A 16,359-nucleotide genomic window follows, 5' to 3' on the forward strand; every position below is an offset into this window, starting at 1 on the left:
CGGCTTGCCCGATTCCAGAGCCTGGTCGGTCAGGAACTTCTTTTCCTTCTCGACGGCGGCCGGATCGAGGTCGCCCTCGTTGAGGGCCAGCGGCGGGGTCGGGGTGCCGGCCACGTGCAGAGCGATCTTGCGGCCGACTTCCTTCAGCACGGCCTGATCGCCAGCGCCTTCCAGAGCCACAAGCACGCCCAGACGGCCGACGCCTTCACCCTGCGCATTGTGCAGGTAAAGGGCCACGGCGCCTTCGCTGACCGACAGACGGGCCGAACGACGCAGACGCATGTTCTCGCCGATCGTCGCGATCAGGTTGGTGATCACGTCGCTGACGACTTCGCCCTTGGCCGTCTTGGCCGCGGTGATGGCGTCCACGCCTTCGATCTCCAGGCCGACATCCGCGAAATCGCGGGCGGCGTTCTGGAACAGCTCGTTCTTCGACACGAAGTCGGTTTCGGCGTTCAGCTCGACCAGCACGCCGGTCTTGCCGTCGGCGCTCAGCTTACCGGCCACCAGGCCTTCAGCGGCGGCGCGGTCCGACTTCTTGGCGGCCTTCGAGAGGCCCTTGGTGCGCAGCCAATCGACGGCCGCTTCCATGTCGCCGTTGTTTTCCTGCAAGGCCTTCTTGCAGTCCATCATGCCAGCGCCGGACTTTTCGCGCAGGTCCTTGACCAGCGCAGCGGTGATCTCCGCCATGGTCAGCTCCTTATCAGTCAGAATGGGTTTGACCGGACCCTGATAGGGCCCGGCCATGATCGTTTTTCGTCAAGCTGAGTAAAACGCCCGAAAGCGCTTTAGCCCGCTTGTTCCTGGTCCGCGGCCGGAGCCTCGGCGGCCGGGGCCGCTTCCGGCTCCGGCGTAAGCTCTCGGGCCAGGGTCGGCTCAACCGGCGCCACCGAGGCGCCCAGGTCCACGCCCGCGGCCGATTGGCCGGCGGCCAGACCGTCGAGGACGGCGTCGGCCATCAGGTCGCAATACAGCTGGATCGCGCGGGCGGCGTCGTCGTTGCCCGGGATCGGATAGGTGATGCCGTCCGGATCGCAGTTGGTGTCCAGGATCGCGATGACCGGGATGTTCAGCTTGCGGGCTTCCTGGATGGCGATCGACTCCTTGTTGGTGTCGATCACGAACATCAGGTCGGGAATGCCGCCCATGTCCTTGATGCCGCCCAGGCTGAGCTCGAGCTTGTCGCGCTCACGGGTCATCTGCAGCAGTTCTTTCTTGCCGCGGCCGTGACCTTCGCCGTCGAGCATGCCTTCCAGCTCGCGCAGGCGCTGGATCGAACCCGAAACGGTGCGCCAGTTGGTGAGCGTGCCGCCCAGCCAACGGTGGTTCACGTAATACTGGGCGCTGCGCTTGGCGGCGGCGGCGAGCGGCTCAGAGGCCTGACGCTTGGTGCCGACGAACAGGACGCGGCCGCCGCTGGCGGCCACTTCGCGCACCTTCACCAGAGCCTGGTGCAGCAGCGGGATCGACTGCGAGAGGTCGATGATGTGAATGTTCGACCGCGAACCGAAGATGTAGCGGTCCATCTTCGGGTTCCAGCGGTGGGTCTGGTGACCGAAGTGGGCGCCAGCTTCCAGGAGCTGACGCATGGAGAATTCAGGAAGCGCCATCGGCTTTTCGTCCTTTTTCCGGTTAACCGCCGCAGGCAAACCCTCCAGATGGAGGACCGGAATGGGTATGGCGGGATGTCTCCCCGCACATCGCCAAACACCTGCGTGTGGAATGACGCGCCAGATAGGGGCTGAACGCGGAAAATGCAAGCCTTTGCAGCGCCCGGCCCATCCGCCGCTTGCCTGCGCCGCCGCCCCGCCGCATCCTGGAGTGGCGGGAGGGGCCCATGACACCTATCATAGCGCTCAGCGTCGGACTCGGACTGCTGGCTCAGGGCACGTTCGGCGGCTCAGGCGGCACGCTGAAGCCGCAGCCCGGGCCGTGGGGCCCTGCGCCCGCCGCCGCCCGCCCCTCCATGCCGCCGACCTACGTTGCGCCGGCGCCGGCGCAACGCCGCGCCACGCCCAGCCTCGCGCCGCCGGCATTTCCAGCCGCGCCCAAGGCCCCAGAGATGTACCAGCCGCCGAACTTCAAGCCCTACAAGCCGGGCGTCTCGCCCTACTCCGAGCGCGGCGGCATGAACGCCCACCCCAAGCCGGCCAAGCCGCCGGGCTACATCGAGCTTCCTTAGATATCCTCGACGAAGACCACGCCCGGCGCGGTCTTCAGGGCGCCTCGCACCGAGACATCCAGGCTGAAGCGCCCAGGCAATTTGAGTTCGACCTCCCGGCCGCGCTCGATATTGGCCACCAGGATGATCTCGCCGCCCCGAGGATTAGCGACGTTCTCGAGCCGCTTCTTCAGTGCGTCGATCTCGGCGCTGCGCGGGGCGACGTGCACGCGCAGGCCCGCCACCGCATTCTCCACCGCCTTGTCGATGGGCTCGGCGTCATCGCCGAAGAACCGCACCTCGCCGTCCCGCGCCTTGGCCCGGACCTTCAGCGCCACGGCCTTGCCCGGCTCCAGCAGGTCGCGGCACTTGCGCAGCGACTCCGGCGGGAACAGCACCTCGTACTCCCCGGTCGGATCCGACAGGGTCACGAAGGCGAACTTCTCGCCGCTCGACTGCGAGGCGCGTTCCTGCTTGCGGCGAACCACGCCCGCCATCCGGAACGCCTCGGCGCCGGCCTCGGCCTTGGGGATCACGTCGGCCAGCAGGTCCGTCCGCCGCCGGCGCAGGGCGATGACCATGTCGTCGAGCGGGTGGCCGGACAGATAGAAGCCAACCGCCGCCAGTTCTTCGTCCAGCCGCTGGACCGGCGTCCACGGCTCGGCTTTGGGGACGCGCGGCCGCTGCGCTTCGGCTTGGTCGCCGCCGAACAACGAGCCCTGCGACGAGGCGCGATCAGCGGCCATGCTCTGGCCATGCCCGACCAGCACGTCGGCGGCCGCCACCAGTTGGGCGCGGTCGGGATGGATGGAGTCGAACGCCCCCGCCCGGGCCAGGGTCTCGAAGGCCCGCTTGTTGACCTGTTTGGGATCGATGCGCTCGACGAAATCGAAGATGTCACGGAAGGGCCCGCCTTCCTTGCGCACCTCCACCACGTGTTCCATCGCCTGCAGGCCGACGTTGCGGATTCCGCCCAGGGCGTAGAGCACCTCGCCGTTTTCGACCTCGAAGTCGGCGGCGGAAAGATTCACGTCCGGGCTGCGCACCTTCACCCCGAACCGCTTGGCGTCCTGATAGAAGACCGCCAGCTTGTCGGTGTTCGAGATATCGAGGCTCATCGACGCTGCGAAGAACTCGACCGGCGTGTTCGCCTTCAGCCAGGCCGTCTGGTACGAAACATAGGCGTAGGCCGCCGCGTGGCTCTTGTTGAAGCCGTAGCCTGCGAACTTGTCCACCAGATCGAAGATCGACCCGGCCTGCTCGGCAGGCACGCCCTTGGCCTCGGCGCCGGAGACGAACCTGGCGCGCTGCAGGTCCATCTCCTCTTTCTTCTTCTTGCCCATCGCCCGGCGCAGAAGGTCCGCTTCGCCGAGCGAGTAGCCCGCCAGGATCTGGGCGATCTGCATCACCTGTTCCTGGTAGACGATGATCCCGTAGGTCTCTTTCAGCACCGGCTCCAGGCTCGGGTGCATGTAGTCGATGGGCTTGCGGCCGAACTTGCAGTCGATGAAGGCCGGGATGTTGTCCATCGGGCCGGGGCGGTACAGCGACACGACCGCGGTGACGTCCTCGAGCGACCCGGGACGCAGCTGGCGCAGGGTGTCGCGCATCCCCTGCCCTTCGAGCTGGAACACGCCGACGGTCCCGCCGTTGGACATGACCTCGTAGGCCGGCGCGTCATCGACGCCGAGCGTCGCGAAGTCGACATTCTCGCCCCGCTTGCGCAGGAACTTCAGCGCCCGGTCGATGACGGTGAGCGTCTTCAGGCCCAGGAAGTCGAACTTCACCAGGCCGGCGCTCTCGACCCACTTCATGTTGAACTGCGTCGCCGGCAGCTCGGAGCGCGGATCGCGATAGAGCGGGGTCAGCTGGGTCAGCGGCCGATCGCTGATCACGACGCCCGCGGCGTGGGTCGAGGCGTTGCGGTAGAGGCCTTCCAGCTGCAGCGCCGTCTCCAGCAGCTGCTTGACCGCCTCGTCGTCGTCCTTGGCCTGACGCAGACGCGGCTCGATCTCGATCGCCTTGGCCAGGGTCACCGGATTGGCGGGGTTGGCCGGGACCATCTTGGCGAGGCGATCGACCAGGCCCAGCGGCAACTGCAGAACCCGGCCGACGTCGCGCAGCACGGCGCGCGCCTGCAGGGTGCCGAAGGTGATGATCTGGGCCACCCGGTCACGTCCGTAGTGCTTCTGGACGTAGCTGATGACCTCTTCCCGACGCTCCTGGCAGAAGTCGATATCGAAGTCGGGCATCGACACCCGCTCCGGATTCAGGAAGCGCTCGAACAGCAGGCCGTAACGCAGCGGATCAAGATCGGTGATGGTCAGCGCATAGGCGACCAGCGAGCCGGCGCCCGACCCCCGCCCAGGACCGACCGGAATGTCGTGGTCCTTGGCCCACTTGATGAAGTCCGACACGATCAGGAAGTAGCCGGGGAAGCCCATCTTGGTGATGACCCCGATCTCACGTTCCAGACGCGCCTCGTAGTCCTCCGGCGGGAAGGCCGAAGCCTGGCCGCCGGCGATACGCGCCTTAAGCCCCTCGCGCGCCTGGTGCGCCAGTTCGTCAGCCTCAGAGCGACCAGCCCCGGTGTCGAAGCGCGGCAGGATCGGATCGCGCTTCTTGACCATGAAGGCGCATCGCCGAGCGATATCGAGCGTGTTGTCGCAAGCTTCCGGCAGATCGGCGAACAGCGCCCGCATGTCAGCGGCTGGCTTGAACCAGTGTTCGGCCGTCACCCGCCGGCGTTCGTCCTGCATGATGAACGCGCCGTCGGCGATGCAGAGCAGCGCCTCGTGCGCCTCGTACATGGACGGCTTGGGGAAATAGATGTCGTTGGTCGCGACCAGCGGAATGTCGTTATCGTAGGCGAACGCGACCAGCTCGCCCTCGGCCGCCGCCTGCGCCGGCAGGCCGTGCCGCTGCAACTCGATATAGAAGCGGTCGCCGAACACCCGCGCCATCTCGGCCAGGGCTGCCTTGCCCTCGGCGATCTTGCCTGCGGCGAACAGCGGATCGACCGGGCCGTCGACCCCGCCAGACAGCAGGATCAACCCTTCGGAATGCTCCACCACCTTCGACCAAGGCGCGGACACGTCCTCGCTGCCATCCGCCTCCAGGTAGCAGAGCGACGAGAGTTCACTGAGGTTAAGGTAGCCCTGCTCGCTTTGCGCAAGCAGCACGATGGTCGGGATCTTGGCCCAGCGCTCGGATTGAGCCCCGCCGATCCCCGTCACCGGCAGCGCGCAGCCGATAATCGGCTGGACGCCCGCATCCTTGCTGGTGACCGAGAATTCGAGGGCGCCGTAGAGGTTGGCCCGATCGGTCAGGGCCACCGCCGGCATTTCCGCCGCCTTGGCCAGACTGCTGACCTTGTCGGCCTTGATCGCGCCCTCGAGCAGCGAATAGGCGGAGCGAACCCGCAGGTGGACGAAGCCCTCGTTCCCCGCGTCGCTCACTCTCGCACCTCCGAAGTCAGGCCGCGTACTGGGCCACCGCGCACATCATCCAGACAAAGCCTGCAACCGATACAAAGGCCAGCGATTCCCGAGCCAAGCGAACCATCTGCGACGTCCTCACTGTGGATGTTCTATAGTTGTTCTTATTTCCCGTTTTGTTCTCACCGTCAAGCGCATTAGTCTTAACGCTCGCAGGAGGCCCGGATGGACCAGCGACTCTCACTCATCACCCTCGGCGTGGACGACCTCGCCCGCTCGCGCGCCTTCTTCGAACAGGGATTGGGATGGAGCCCGAGCTCGCTCGCCGAGGGGGTGTGTTTCTATCAATTGCCGGGCATCGGCTTGGCGCTGTTTGGCCGCGCCGACCTCGCCGAGGATGCGCGCCGGCCGGTCGACGGCCGCTTTTCCGGGATCACGCTGGCGATCAACGAGCGCTCGCGCCAGGCGGTCGACGCGACCTTCGCCCAGGCGCTCGCCGCCGGCGCGGCGCCGCTCAAGCCCCCGGAGGAAGTGTTCTGGGGCGGCTACTCCGGCTACTTCGCCGATCCGGACGGCCACACCTGGGAGGTCGCGCACAATCCCGGCTGCACGATCGGCGAAGACGGTGGCACGACCTTCGCGCCCGGCTAGAGCTTGTGCTCTTCCAGATGGCCGTCCTTCAACGCCAGCACCCGGTCCATGTGCTTGGCCAGTTCAAGGTTGTGGGTGGCCACAAGCGCGGCGACGCCTTCCTGCCGGGCCAGCGCATAGAGACTGTCGAACACCGCCGTTGAGGTCTGCGGATCCAGGTTGCCGGTCGGCTCGTCGGCCAGCAGCAGCTTAGGCGAGTTGGCCAGCGCCCGGGCGATCGCCACGCGCTGCTGCTCCCCGCCGGACATCTGGGCCGGCTGATGTTCCACGCGTTCGGCCAGGCCGAGATTGGCCAGCAGCTCGCGGGCGCGATCACGCGCGGCCTTGCGTGAGCGGCCGGCGATCATTTGCGGCAGAGCCACGTTGTCGAGCGCGGTGAACTCGGCGAGCAAATGGTGCGCCTGGTACACAAAGCCGATGGTCGCCAGCCGAACGCGGGTGCGCTGGCGATCGCTGAGGTCCGAGCAGTCGCGCCCTTCGATGACGATGCGCCCCGCGTCGGGATGTTCCAGCAGCCCGGCGGCGTGCAGCAGCGAGGACTTGCCCGACCCCGACGGACCGATCAGCCCGACGATCTCGCCCGGCCGCACGTCGAGGTCGGCCCCGTTCAGCACGCTCAGGGTCTTGTCGCCGCTCTTGTAGGTCCGGCGCAGGCCCCGGATGGACAGCACGGGGTCACTCATAGCGAAGCGCTTCCACTGGATCGAGACGCGAGGCCCGCCAGGCCGGCGGCAGCGTCGCCAGGAACGACATCGCCAGCGCCCAGAACGTGATCACCGACACTTCCTGCCAGTCGATCTTCGCCGGGATGCGGGTCAGGAAGTAGATGTCCGAATTGAACACCTCGGCGCCGGTCACAAACTCCACGAACTGCTGAATCTCGCCGATGAAGATGCAGAACAGCGAGCCGATCAGCAGGCCGGCGATGGTGCCGAGCACCCCGACCGCGGCGCCGGACATGAAGAAGATGCGCAGGATCGAGCCCTGCCCCGCCCCCATGGTCCGCAGGATCGCGATGTCGCGCCCCTTGTTCTTCACCAGCATCACCAGGCCCGAGATGATGTTCATGGCTGCGATGGCCACCAGCATCATCAGGATCAGGCGCATGACGTTGCGCTCGACCTTCAGCGCGCCCCAGTAGGCCGAGTTCTTCTCGGTCCAGTCGGTGACCAGCGCCGCGCCGCCGGCGGCGCGCGCAACCGCGCCCTTCATGGCGATCGCCATGTCCGGGTCGTTCAACTTGATCTCGAGATAGTCGATGCCGTTGTCGCGGCCGAAGAACAGCTGCGACTGCTCCAGCGGCATGTAGATGAAAGCCTGGTCGTACTCGCTCATGCCGACCGTGAAGGTGCCGGCCACCGTATAGGTCTTGCGCAGCGGCGTGGCGCCGAACGCCGTCGCTCCGCCGGTCGGCGAGATCAGGCTGAGCTCGTCGCCCGGGCCCACGCCCAGCGCCTGTGCGAGCCTGTCCCCGACCATGATCATGTCGCCGCCGTACTCGCCCTCGTCGAAGCCGGCCATGGAGCCGCGGGTGATGTTGTCGGAGACGATTTTGGTGGCCTTCAGGTCCTTGGCCGTGATCCCGCGCACGATGGCGCCGCTGATCTGGCCGGCGCCCAGCGCCATAGCCTGGGCCTCGATGACCGGCGTGACCTGCACGACGCCCGGCAGATCGGAGATCCGCTTGATCACCGCATCACGATCGGGGTCGGTCAGCACTCCGCCAGTGACGTAGAGGTGCCCGCTGAACCCCAGCATCCGCGACAGCAGCTCGGCCCGAAAGCCGTTCATGACGCTCATCACGATGATCAGCACCGCCACCGCCAGCATGATGCCGATGAACGAGATGATCGAGATCAGCGCCACCCCGCCCTGGCTGCGCTTGGCGCGCAGGTAGCGGGCCGCCACGGAGCGTTCCCATTGGCCGAACGGCGGCGCGCGGCCGCTCAGCGTCCCGTTGGTCGACGACGAGGTCACGCGGCGACGGCTCCGGCGGACGAAGGACTCGAAAGATGCATGCCTGGGAAGATGTCCCGATCCTCTGCGGCCGTCACGGCCCGTTCGCCAGCTTTGCCATGTAAGCGGAGCGAAAAGAAGGCCGTCCGGTAGCCGGACGGCCTTCAAGTTATCGGGGAAAACGCCACGGGCTGCCAGACGGCTGCCTGTGTCTGCATCCAGCGGTAACCGAAGTTACATTCGCGACCGTGAGCCGAACCGCGCCAGCGGCGGGCAATCGCGCGATCGCCTAAAACTTGAGCGGAAGCGCGGCCTTGCCGCCCAATCCGCGCTCGCCCGTCAGCGCCAGCTCTCCGGCACTGGCGGCAGGCTGATCAGGTTGAAGTGGATAACCAGGAACAGGATCACCCACAGGACAGTCGAAACGATCGTCGTGGTGATGAACTTCTTCTTGAGCTTGGGATCGACCGGCGCGCCGGGGTCCCCACCGTCACCCTTGTCGATCCCCGCCTCGGCATGGCTGGTCACGCCGATCGGCAGGACCGAAAACAGCACGGTCCACCAGATGGTGAAATAGATCGCGATGCCGGTGAAGACAGTCATCAGTGCGCGTCCTTAGGAGATTCCATCAGCTCGACCAGCACTCCGCCCATGTTCTTCGGGTGGACGAAGATGACCGGCGTCCCATGCGCGCCGATCCGCGGCTCGCCGGTCCCCAGCACGGTCGCCCCCTTGGCCCGCATGTCGTCGCGCGCGGCGATGATGTCAGCCACCTCGAAGCAGACATGGTGTTGCCCGCCGGCCGGGTTCTTCGCAAGGAACCCGATGAGCGGCGAATCGTCACCGAGCGGCTCGATCAGCTCGATCTGGCTGTTGGGCAGGTCGACGAAGCAGACATAGACGCCCTGCTCCGGCATCGCCTTGGTCTCGGTGATATTGGTCGCGCCAAGCACGTCGCGATAGAGCTTCACGGACTCGGCGATGGAGGGGGTCGCAACCCCGACGTGGTTCAGTCTTCCGATCATGACAGCCGTATAGACCTCTCCGGAGCGCCGCGCGAGATCACGCTACGGCGCCCCCACCTAGATCCGCAGGACCGTCGTCTCCACGACCGGCCGTTTGCCCCAGATCCGCTGGCTGGCCTTCTTCACGGCGCGCGACATCACGGTCTCGACCTCTTCGTCGAACTCGCGTTGCTCGCCCTGCAGGCGGCCCAGCGCCTGGCTGGCTTCCTTGGCCAGATCGTCAAGCACCTCGTCCATCGGATAGTCGTCATCCGCCGGCAGACCTAGCGCTCGCACCTGCGGTCCGGCGGCGATTTTGCCGCGCCCGTCGAGGACCACGCTGACCGCCAGCACGCCGTTATAGGCCGCGTGACGGCGCTCGCGCAGCGCATCGCCGTTCTCGGGCGTCAGCACGCCGGCGTCGACATAGATGCGGCCCGCCGGCACTTCGTCGATGATCTCGGCGCGGCCGGGCGCCAGGCGCACCATGTCGCCGTTGCGCGGCGCGACCGACTGCGGGACCTGCAGGTCCTTCGCAAAGGCGGCGTGCTCGAGCAGATGGCGACGCTCGCCATGGGTCGGCACCGCGATCTGCGGCCGGGCCCAGCTGTACATCTGCGCCAGTTCATCCCGGCACGGGTGGCCCGAGACGTGGATGCCCGGATGATCACGCTCGGTGTAAAGCCGCACCCCGCGGTCGGCGAGCCGGTTCTGCAGGTTGCGGATCGGGATCTCGTTGCCGGGAATGACGCGCGAGGAGAACACGCAGGCGTCCCCGGCTCCCAGCTTCACGTGGGGGTGCGAGCCGTCAGCGATACGCGACAGCGCCGCTCGCGGCTCCCCCTGACTGCCGGTGCAGAGGAACAGCACCTCGTTCTCGGGCGTCGAGGCGGCCTGCTGCTCGGACAGGAACTCGCCGACGCCCTCCAGCAGGCCGACGGACTTCGCCGCCGCCGCCATCCGATGCATCGAACGCCCGACGAGACAAACGCTGCGGCCCGCCGCTTCGGCGGCGCGGATCACGCTGTCCATACGGGCGACATTGGAGGCGAAGCACGCCACCGCCACCTTGCCGGACAGGCCGCCGATGAGGCCGGCCAGGGCCTCCTTGACGTCGGCTTCCGAGCCGGACTCGCCATCCACGAAGACGTTGGTGGAGTCGCAGACCATCGCCAGGACACCCTCGTCGCCCAGCTTCTGGATCGCTGCGTCGTCGGTGACCGAGCCGAGCACCGGGTCCGGATCGATCTTCCAGTCGCCGGTGTGCAAGACCGTCCCCAGGGGCGTGCGGATCGCCAGGCCGTTCGGCTCGGGGATCGAGTGCGTCAGGGTGATGAGCTCGACCTCGAACGGCCCGAGCTGGATCTTGCCGCTCAGCGGGACCTCGGTGATCTCGGCGTCCGCGCACTCCTCGTTTTCGCGCAGCTTCTCGCGCAGGAGGAAGGCCGTGAACGGCGTCGCATACAGCGGCGCCCGCAGCTGCGGCCACAGCCACGCCACGGCGCCGATGTGGTCCTCGTGCGCGTGGGTCAGCACGATGCCGACGATGTTCTTGGCGTACTCCCGGATAAATTCCGGGTCGGGCAGGATGATCTCCACGCCCGGCGTGGTCTGGTCGCCGAAAGTGACGCCCAGATCGACCACGATCCACTTGCGCGCATGCGCAGGCCCGTAGCCGTACAGATTGAAGTTCATGCCGATCTCGTTCGAGCCGCCGAGCGGCAGGAAGACGAGTTCGTCTTGGTCTTTTGCGTTCATTTAGGTCCTGGCCGCCGTGTTCCGGCGGTGAATTTCAAGTAGGCCCCGGATCGTCAGGTCCGGGTCAAAATGGTCGATGGCCGTGGTTGCGCCGTGGAACAGCGACGCGACGCCGCCCGTGGCGATAACGGTCATCGGGGTGTCGCGTTCAGCCTTGATACGGGCGATCAGCCCCTCGATCAGGGCCACATAGCCCCAGAAAACGCCCGACTGCATGGCGCCGACCGTATCGGTCCCGACCACGCGCTGCGGCTTCTGGATCGCCACCCGCGGCAGTTTCGCCGCCGCCGAGTGCAACGCTTCCATAGATAGGTTGATGCCGGGGGCGATAACACCCCCCTCGAATCCGCCGTCAGCGGCGATCACGTCGAACGTCGTCGCGGTTCCAGAGTCGATGACGATCAGGTCGCCCGGATAGACAATGTGCGCGCCCAGCGCGTTGACCAAGCGGTCGGCCCCCGCCTCGGAAGGCTTGTCGATCCGCACCTCGATTCCGAGGTTGGCGTTCTCGCCGATCACCAGCGGTTCGACGTGCAGATAACGGCGGGCGAGGTTGCGCAGGTTGAAGATCGACTGCGGCACGACGCTGGAGATGATGCAGGAGTCCAGCACGCCGAACTGCAGGCCGGCCATATGCAGCAGTTGCGACAGCCAGACCGCGTACTCGTCGGCGGTACGGCTGGAGTCGGTGGCCGCGCGCCACTGGGCTATCCAGGCCTCGCCGTCGTGAACCGCGAACAGCGTGTTGGTGTTGCCTTGTTCGATCGCCAGAAGCATCGCTCTTACGACTCCCCGAAGAAAACGTCCCCGGCGGTGATGCGAAGCACCGCCCCGTCGTCCAATCGCAGCCGCAGCGCCCCGTCCAGGTCGAGACCTTCGGCGATGCCGTTGTGTGTCTGGTTGGGCAGGCGCGCCACGCATGGCTCGCCCAGCCCCTGGGCGACCTCAGTCCAGCCTCGCGCGATCGGCGCGAAGCCCTCGGCTTGCCAGAGCGCCAGCCAATGCTCGAACCGGGTCGCCAGAACCTCCAGCGCATCGGCTGGCGACGGCGGCGATCCGGCCATGTGATCAGCGAAGGCCGTCGCCGGTCGCTCCACGTCGGTCGGCGCGTGGGCCAAATTGATGCCGATGCCGACCGCAAGCCACAGCGAGCCGTCAGGCCGGCTGCCGGACTCGATCAAGATCCCGACCGCCTTGCGGCCATGGATCATCACGTCGTTGGGCCATTTCAGCCGCGCCGCGCTCGGCCCCAGGCAGGTCTGGGCCAGGTCGGCGGCGGCAAGCGCGGCGACGAACGACAGTTGCGCCGCCTCGGCCGCCGACTTGTCGGTCGTCAGCAGCAGCGTCGCGGCGAGATTGCCGGTGGAGGTCGTCCACGGCCGCCCCCGCCGGCCGTGGCCGGCGGTCTGCCGCAGGGCGGTGATCCAAACCGGACCGCCCTCCCCCGCCTCGGCGCGCCTGCGCGCCTCGGCGTTCGTGGAGTCCAGTTCTTCGTAGGCTTCGATCGGGGGGTGGGCGCCCACCTAGGAGGCGAGCCCGAACGCAGCCGCCGCGGCCTTGGCGAGCGGGTCGAGGAAGATCAGCGCGCCCATGACCACAGGGAAGGTGAACAGCGCGGCGCTGATGGCGACCACCTGAGCTTCGCGCGGCAACGGGTCGGTGCCGCTCGGGGCGGTGTCGAACCACATCACCTTGATCAGACGCAGGTAGTAGAAGGCCGCGATCACGCTGCCGACCAGGCCGAGCACCGCAGCGATGACGATCATCGGTTCGCCCACGCTCAGCGCCGCCTTGAAGACGTAGAACTTGGCCCAGAAGCCCGAGAACGGCGGCAGGCCGAGCGCCGACAGCGAGAACGCCGTCATCGCCAGCGCCATGCCGGGACGTTCCTTGTACAGGCCCGCCATGTCCGAGATCGTCTCCATTGGCCGCCCGTCGCGCGACAGCGCGGTCAGGCAGGCGAAGAACCCGGTCACGTCGACCATGTAGAGAACCATGAACACCAGCATCGCCTGCACGCCCTCGGGGCTGCCCGAGGCCAGGCCAAGGACGGCGTAGCCGACGTTGGCGATCGACGAGTAGGCCCACAGGCGCTTCAGGTTCTGCTGCGCCAGGCCCGCCAGCGCGCCGACGAAGATCGACAGCAGCGCGATGACCACCAGCACTTGGCGCCATTGCTCGACGGCGCCGGGGAACGCCTCGGTCAGTACCCGGGCGAACAGCACCATGGCCGCCAGCTTCGGGGCGCCGGCGAAGAAGGCCACGACCGGGGTCGGGGCGCCTTCGTAGACGTCCGGGGTCCACATGTGGAACGGCGCGGCCGAAACTTTGAACGCCAGACCGCAGATCAGGAACACCAGGCCGAACAGCACGCCGGTGCCGGCGCCGCTCTGCACGACCGCGGCGATCTCGTCGAACCGGGTCGAACCGGCGAAGCCGTAGATCAGCGAGGCGCCATAGAGCAGCAGGCCCGAGGACAGCGCGCCGAGCACGAAGTACTTCAGCCCCGCTTCCGACGCCTTGGCGTCTTCGCGGTGCATGGCGGCCAGCACATAGAGCGCCAGCGAGTGCAGCTCGACGCCCATATAGAGCGAGATCAGGTCGCCCGCCGAAGCCATCATCCCCATGCCGAGCGCGGCGAGGAGGATCAGGATCGGGAACTCGAAGTTGCGGATCGCCTTGCGCTCGAACCACTTCTGGCCAAGCACGATAGCCACCGCGCTGGCCAGGTAGATCGCCACCTTGGCGAAGGCCGAGGCGTTGTCGGCGATCAAGCCGCCGGAGAAGCCGCGACCGATCGGGCCGACCGCTGCGGCCCAGGCCGCCAGGATCAGCGCGCCGATCGAGGCGAGCATCAAAGCCGTGGCGGCGCGCGGCGCGAAAGCGCCGATCACCAGCAGGCCGAGGGCGCCGATGGCCAGGATCAGTTCCGGCGCGGCGAGAGCGAGGTCTTGGGAAAAGGTCATGTGACTTTAGGTCCTCACCCGCCGATGGCCGCGCGGTACACCGCGGCGAGATTGTCGACCGAGGCTTGGGTCAGATCGAAGACGGCGGCCGGATAGACGCCGAGGTACAGGGTCATGGCGATCAGCGGCGCGAAGATCGCCACCTCGCGCCAGTCGAGGTCGGTGATGTCGGCCAGGGCCGGGTTGGTGATCTCGCCGAACACCACGCGCTTGTAGAGGGTCAGCGCGTAGACGGCCGAGAAGATCACGCCGGTGGCGGCGACGACCGCGGTCCAGGTGGAGATCTCGTAGACCCCGACCATGGTGGTGATCTCGCCGATGAAGCCCGAGGTGCCCGGCAGGCCGACATTGCCCATGGTGAACAGCAGGAAGGTCGCCGCGTACCAGGGCATGCGGTTCACAAGACCGCCGTAGAAGGCGATCTCGCGGGTGTGCATGCGGTCGTAGACGACGCCAACGCAGAGGAAGAGCGCGCCGGAGATCACCCCGTGGCTCAGCATCTGGAAGATCGCGCCCTGCACGCCGATGGCGTTGCCCGCGAAGATCCCCATGGTCACGAAGCCCATGTGGGCGACCGACGAATAGGCGATCAGCTTCTTGATGTCGGTCTGACGGAAGGCGACCAGCGAGGTGTAGACCACGGCGATCACGCTGAGGGCGAAGACCAGCGGCGTAAACAGGTCCGAGGCCTGCGGGAACATCGGCAGCGAGAAGCGCAGGAAGCCGTAGCCGCCCATCTTCAAGAGGATGCCCGCCAGGATGACCGAACCGGCGGTCGGCGCCTCGACGTGGGCGTCGGGCAGCCAGGTGTGCACCGGCCACATCGGCATCTTCACTGCGAAGGACGCGAAGAAGGCCAGCCACAGCCAGGTCTGCAGGTGCTCGTCGAACTTGTAGTTCATGAGCTCGGGGATCGAGGCGGTGCCCGCGACGCTGATCATGACCAGGATGGCCGCCAGCATCAGCACCGAGCCCAGCAGGGTGTAGAGGAAGAACTTGTAGGCCGCGTAGACCCGGTTCTTGCCGCCCCAGATGCCGATGATCAGGAACATCGGCACCAGGCCGAACTCGAAGAACAGGTAGAACAGCACCAGGTCCAGCGCACAGAACACGCCGATGACCAGGGTCTCGAGGACCAGGAACGCGACCATGTAGGCCGGCACCCGCTTGTCGATCGAGAACCACGACGCCGCGATACAGATCGGCATCAGGAACGCGGTCAGCAGCACGAACAGGATCGAGATGCCGTCCACGCCCATGCGGTAGTGGAGGCCCGCGAACCAGGCGTGGTCTTCCACGAACTGGAAGCCCGGATTGGCCGGGTCGTACTGCATCACCAGCAGCACCGAGAGCGCGAAGGTCGCCAACGTGGTCACCAGGGTGATCCACTTCACCGCGCGGACGGTCTGCTCGTCCTCATGCGAACGGAACAGGCGGAGCAGGATGATCGCCGCCACGCCGACCAGCGGCGTGAAGGTCGTCAGGGAGAGAATACCGGTCATGGGATCGCCCTCCCCCTTAAGCCTGCCAAGCCCACAGCGCGTAGGACAGAAGTCCCGCCACGCCGAGCAGCATTACGAACGCATAGTGATAGACATAGCCGGTCTGCAGCCGCCCGGCCCGACGGCCGAGGGCGTAGGACAGCGCCGAAATCCCGTTCGGCCCTAGGCCGTCGATGATTTTCTGGTCGCCGACCTTCCAGAACACGTCGCCCAGGAACTTGGTGGCCCGCACGAAGGTCGCCTCATAGATCTCGTCGAAGAACCACTTGTTGTAGAGGAAGGTCCACATCGGACCCTTCCGCGCCGCGATCGCCGCGCCCAGCCCTTCACGCATGATGTAGACGTAGTAGGCGCTCGCGAAGCCGACGGCCGAGACCGCCAGCGGCGCCCACTTCACCCACGTCGGCACGTGATGCGCGTGCTCCAGAACATGGTTGTCCGCACCGTTGAAGATCGCGCCGCGCCAGAACTCGGTCCAACCTTCGCCCACGAAGTGGTCGACGAACACGTAGCCGGCCGCGACGGCGCCGAACGCCAGCAGCAGCAGCGGCACGAGCATGATGACAGGGCTCTCATGCGGCTTGTGGTCGTGGCCGTGACCATGGTCGTGGTCGGCCAGCGGCTCATCGTGGGTCTCGATCTGCGCCGCGGAGGCGTGATCGTCGTGACCATGACCATGCGCATGGTCGTGCGCGTGGTCGTCATGATGGCCCCACTTGGCGGTGCCGTGGAAGGTCATGAACGCCAGACGCCAGGAGTAGAAGGCCGTCAGGCCGGCGGCGAAGATGCTGACCACGAAGGCGAAGTAGGCCGCGCCGCCGTACAGCTGTCCGGCCGCGAAGGCGCTCTCGATGATGGTGTCCTTCGAGTAGAAGCCCGCGAAGCCCAGGTGCAGGTTCGGCAGACCAAAGCCGGTGATCGCCA

At 66.8% G+C, this 16,359-nt stretch carries 15 protein-coding genes and 1 pseudogene; 2 read left to right on the forward strand and 14 right to left on the reverse strand.

Annotation, left to right across the window (positions count from 1 at the left end; genetic code table 11):
- Nucleotides 1-690: translation elongation factor Ts (tsf, locus tag C0481_RS21465; RefSeq protein WP_293407773.1), on the reverse strand; the 690-nt coding region annotated here is incomplete at its 3' end.
- 98 nt (nt 691-788) lie between these two features.
- Nucleotides 789-1,610: a 30S ribosomal protein S2 gene (gene rpsB, locus C0481_RS21470; protein WP_293407774.1), complete on the reverse strand. Its 822-nt coding sequence runs from the start codon at nt 1,608-1,610 to the stop codon at nt 789-791.
- A gap of 227 nt (nt 1,611-1,837) precedes the next feature.
- On the opposite strand from rpsB, the gene C0481_RS21475 reads away from it, so the two are divergent.
- Complete coding sequence (locus C0481_RS21475) at nt 1,838-2,182, forward strand: hypothetical protein (RefSeq protein WP_293407775.1); 345 nt, start codon at nt 1,838-1,840, stop codon at nt 2,180-2,182.
- Here C0481_RS21475 and dnaE read toward each other — a convergent pair.
- Together dnaE and sidA are read right to left on the reverse strand one after the other, a co-directional pair.
- On the reverse strand, nt 2,179-5,619 hold the full coding sequence (dnaE, locus tag C0481_RS21480; RefSeq protein ID WP_293407777.1) for a DNA polymerase III subunit alpha: 3,441 nt from the start codon (nt 5,617-5,619) through the stop codon (nt 2,179-2,181). The two genes, C0481_RS21475 and dnaE, sit on opposite strands and share 4 nt — an antisense overlap.
- 16 nt (nt 5,620-5,635) lie before the next feature.
- The gene (sidA, locus tag C0481_RS21915) at nt 5,636-5,725 is read right to left on the reverse strand and encodes a cell division inhibitor SidA (RefSeq protein WP_183770094.1); all 90 of its coding nucleotides are present in this window, start codon (nt 5,723-5,725) and stop codon (nt 5,636-5,638) included.
- A gap of 98 nt (nt 5,726-5,823) precedes the next feature.
- Between sidA and C0481_RS21485 the strand changes: the two genes are divergently transcribed.
- Nucleotides 5,824-6,249 carry a VOC family protein gene (locus C0481_RS21485; RefSeq protein ID WP_293407778.1) on the forward strand — a complete coding sequence of 142 codons (426 nt, stop codon included), beginning with the start codon at nt 5,824-5,826 and terminating at the stop codon, nt 6,247-6,249.
- Here the strand turns inward: C0481_RS21485 and C0481_RS21490 are convergent.
- The 10 genes and pseudogenes from C0481_RS21490 to C0481_RS21535 all read right to left on the reverse strand — a co-directional run.
- On the reverse strand, nt 6,246-6,932 hold the full coding sequence (locus tag C0481_RS21490) for an ABC transporter ATP-binding protein (RefSeq protein WP_293407779.1): 687 nt from the start codon (nt 6,930-6,932) through the stop codon (nt 6,246-6,248). The genes C0481_RS21485 and C0481_RS21490 overlap by 4 nt on opposite strands.
- Nucleotides 6,925-8,226 (reverse strand): lipoprotein-releasing ABC transporter permease subunit, encoded by a 1,302-nt coding sequence (locus C0481_RS21495; protein WP_293407780.1) that lies wholly within the window; start codon nt 8,224-8,226, stop codon nt 6,925-6,927. The genes C0481_RS21490 and C0481_RS21495 overlap by 8 nt, the downstream gene beginning before the upstream one ends.
- A 318-nt stretch (nt 8,227-8,544) precedes the next feature.
- Nucleotides 8,545-8,808 carry a DUF1467 family protein gene (locus C0481_RS21500; protein ID WP_293407782.1) on the reverse strand — a complete coding sequence of 88 codons (264 nt, stop codon included), beginning with the start codon at nt 8,806-8,808 and terminating at the stop codon, nt 8,545-8,547.
- Nucleotides 8,808-9,230 carry a methylmalonyl-CoA epimerase gene (mce, locus tag C0481_RS21505; RefSeq protein ID WP_293407784.1) on the reverse strand — a complete coding sequence of 141 codons (423 nt, stop codon included), beginning with the start codon at nt 9,228-9,230 and terminating at the stop codon, nt 8,808-8,810. The genes C0481_RS21500 and mce overlap by 1 nt, the downstream gene beginning before the upstream one ends.
- 57 nt (nt 9,231-9,287) lie before the next feature.
- Complete coding sequence (locus C0481_RS21510) at nt 9,288-10,967, reverse strand: ribonuclease J (RefSeq protein WP_293407785.1); 1,680 nt, start codon at nt 10,965-10,967, stop codon at nt 9,288-9,290.
- Complete coding sequence (locus C0481_RS21515; RefSeq protein WP_293407786.1) at nt 10,968-11,744, reverse strand: type III pantothenate kinase; 777 nt, start codon at nt 11,742-11,744, stop codon at nt 10,968-10,970.
- Nucleotides 11,745-11,749: 5 nt separating this feature from the next.
- On the reverse strand, nt 11,750-12,490 hold the full coding sequence (locus C0481_RS21520) for a biotin--[acetyl-CoA-carboxylase] ligase (RefSeq protein WP_293407787.1): 741 nt from the start codon (nt 12,488-12,490) through the stop codon (nt 11,750-11,752).
- Nucleotides 12,491-13,933, reverse strand: a complete 1,443-nt coding sequence (gene nuoN / locus C0481_RS21525) for an NADH-quinone oxidoreductase subunit NuoN (RefSeq protein WP_293407789.1) — start codon at nt 13,931-13,933, stop codon at nt 12,491-12,493. It lies immediately after the preceding gene.
- A gap of 14 nt (nt 13,934-13,947) precedes the next feature.
- On the reverse strand, nt 13,948-15,435 hold the full coding sequence (locus C0481_RS21530; RefSeq protein WP_293407790.1) for an NADH-quinone oxidoreductase subunit M: 1,488 nt from the start codon (nt 15,433-15,435) through the stop codon (nt 13,948-13,950).
- A 16-nt stretch (nt 15,436-15,451) separates the two neighbouring features.
- A pseudogene (locus C0481_RS21535) lies at nt 15,452-16,359 on the reverse strand (NADH-quinone oxidoreductase subunit L); the annotation flags it as partial.

The organism is Phenylobacterium sp. (assembly GCF_013822795.1).
In the GTDB taxonomy this organism is placed as follows: domain Bacteria; phylum Pseudomonadota; class Alphaproteobacteria; order Caulobacterales; family Caulobacteraceae; genus Phenylobacterium.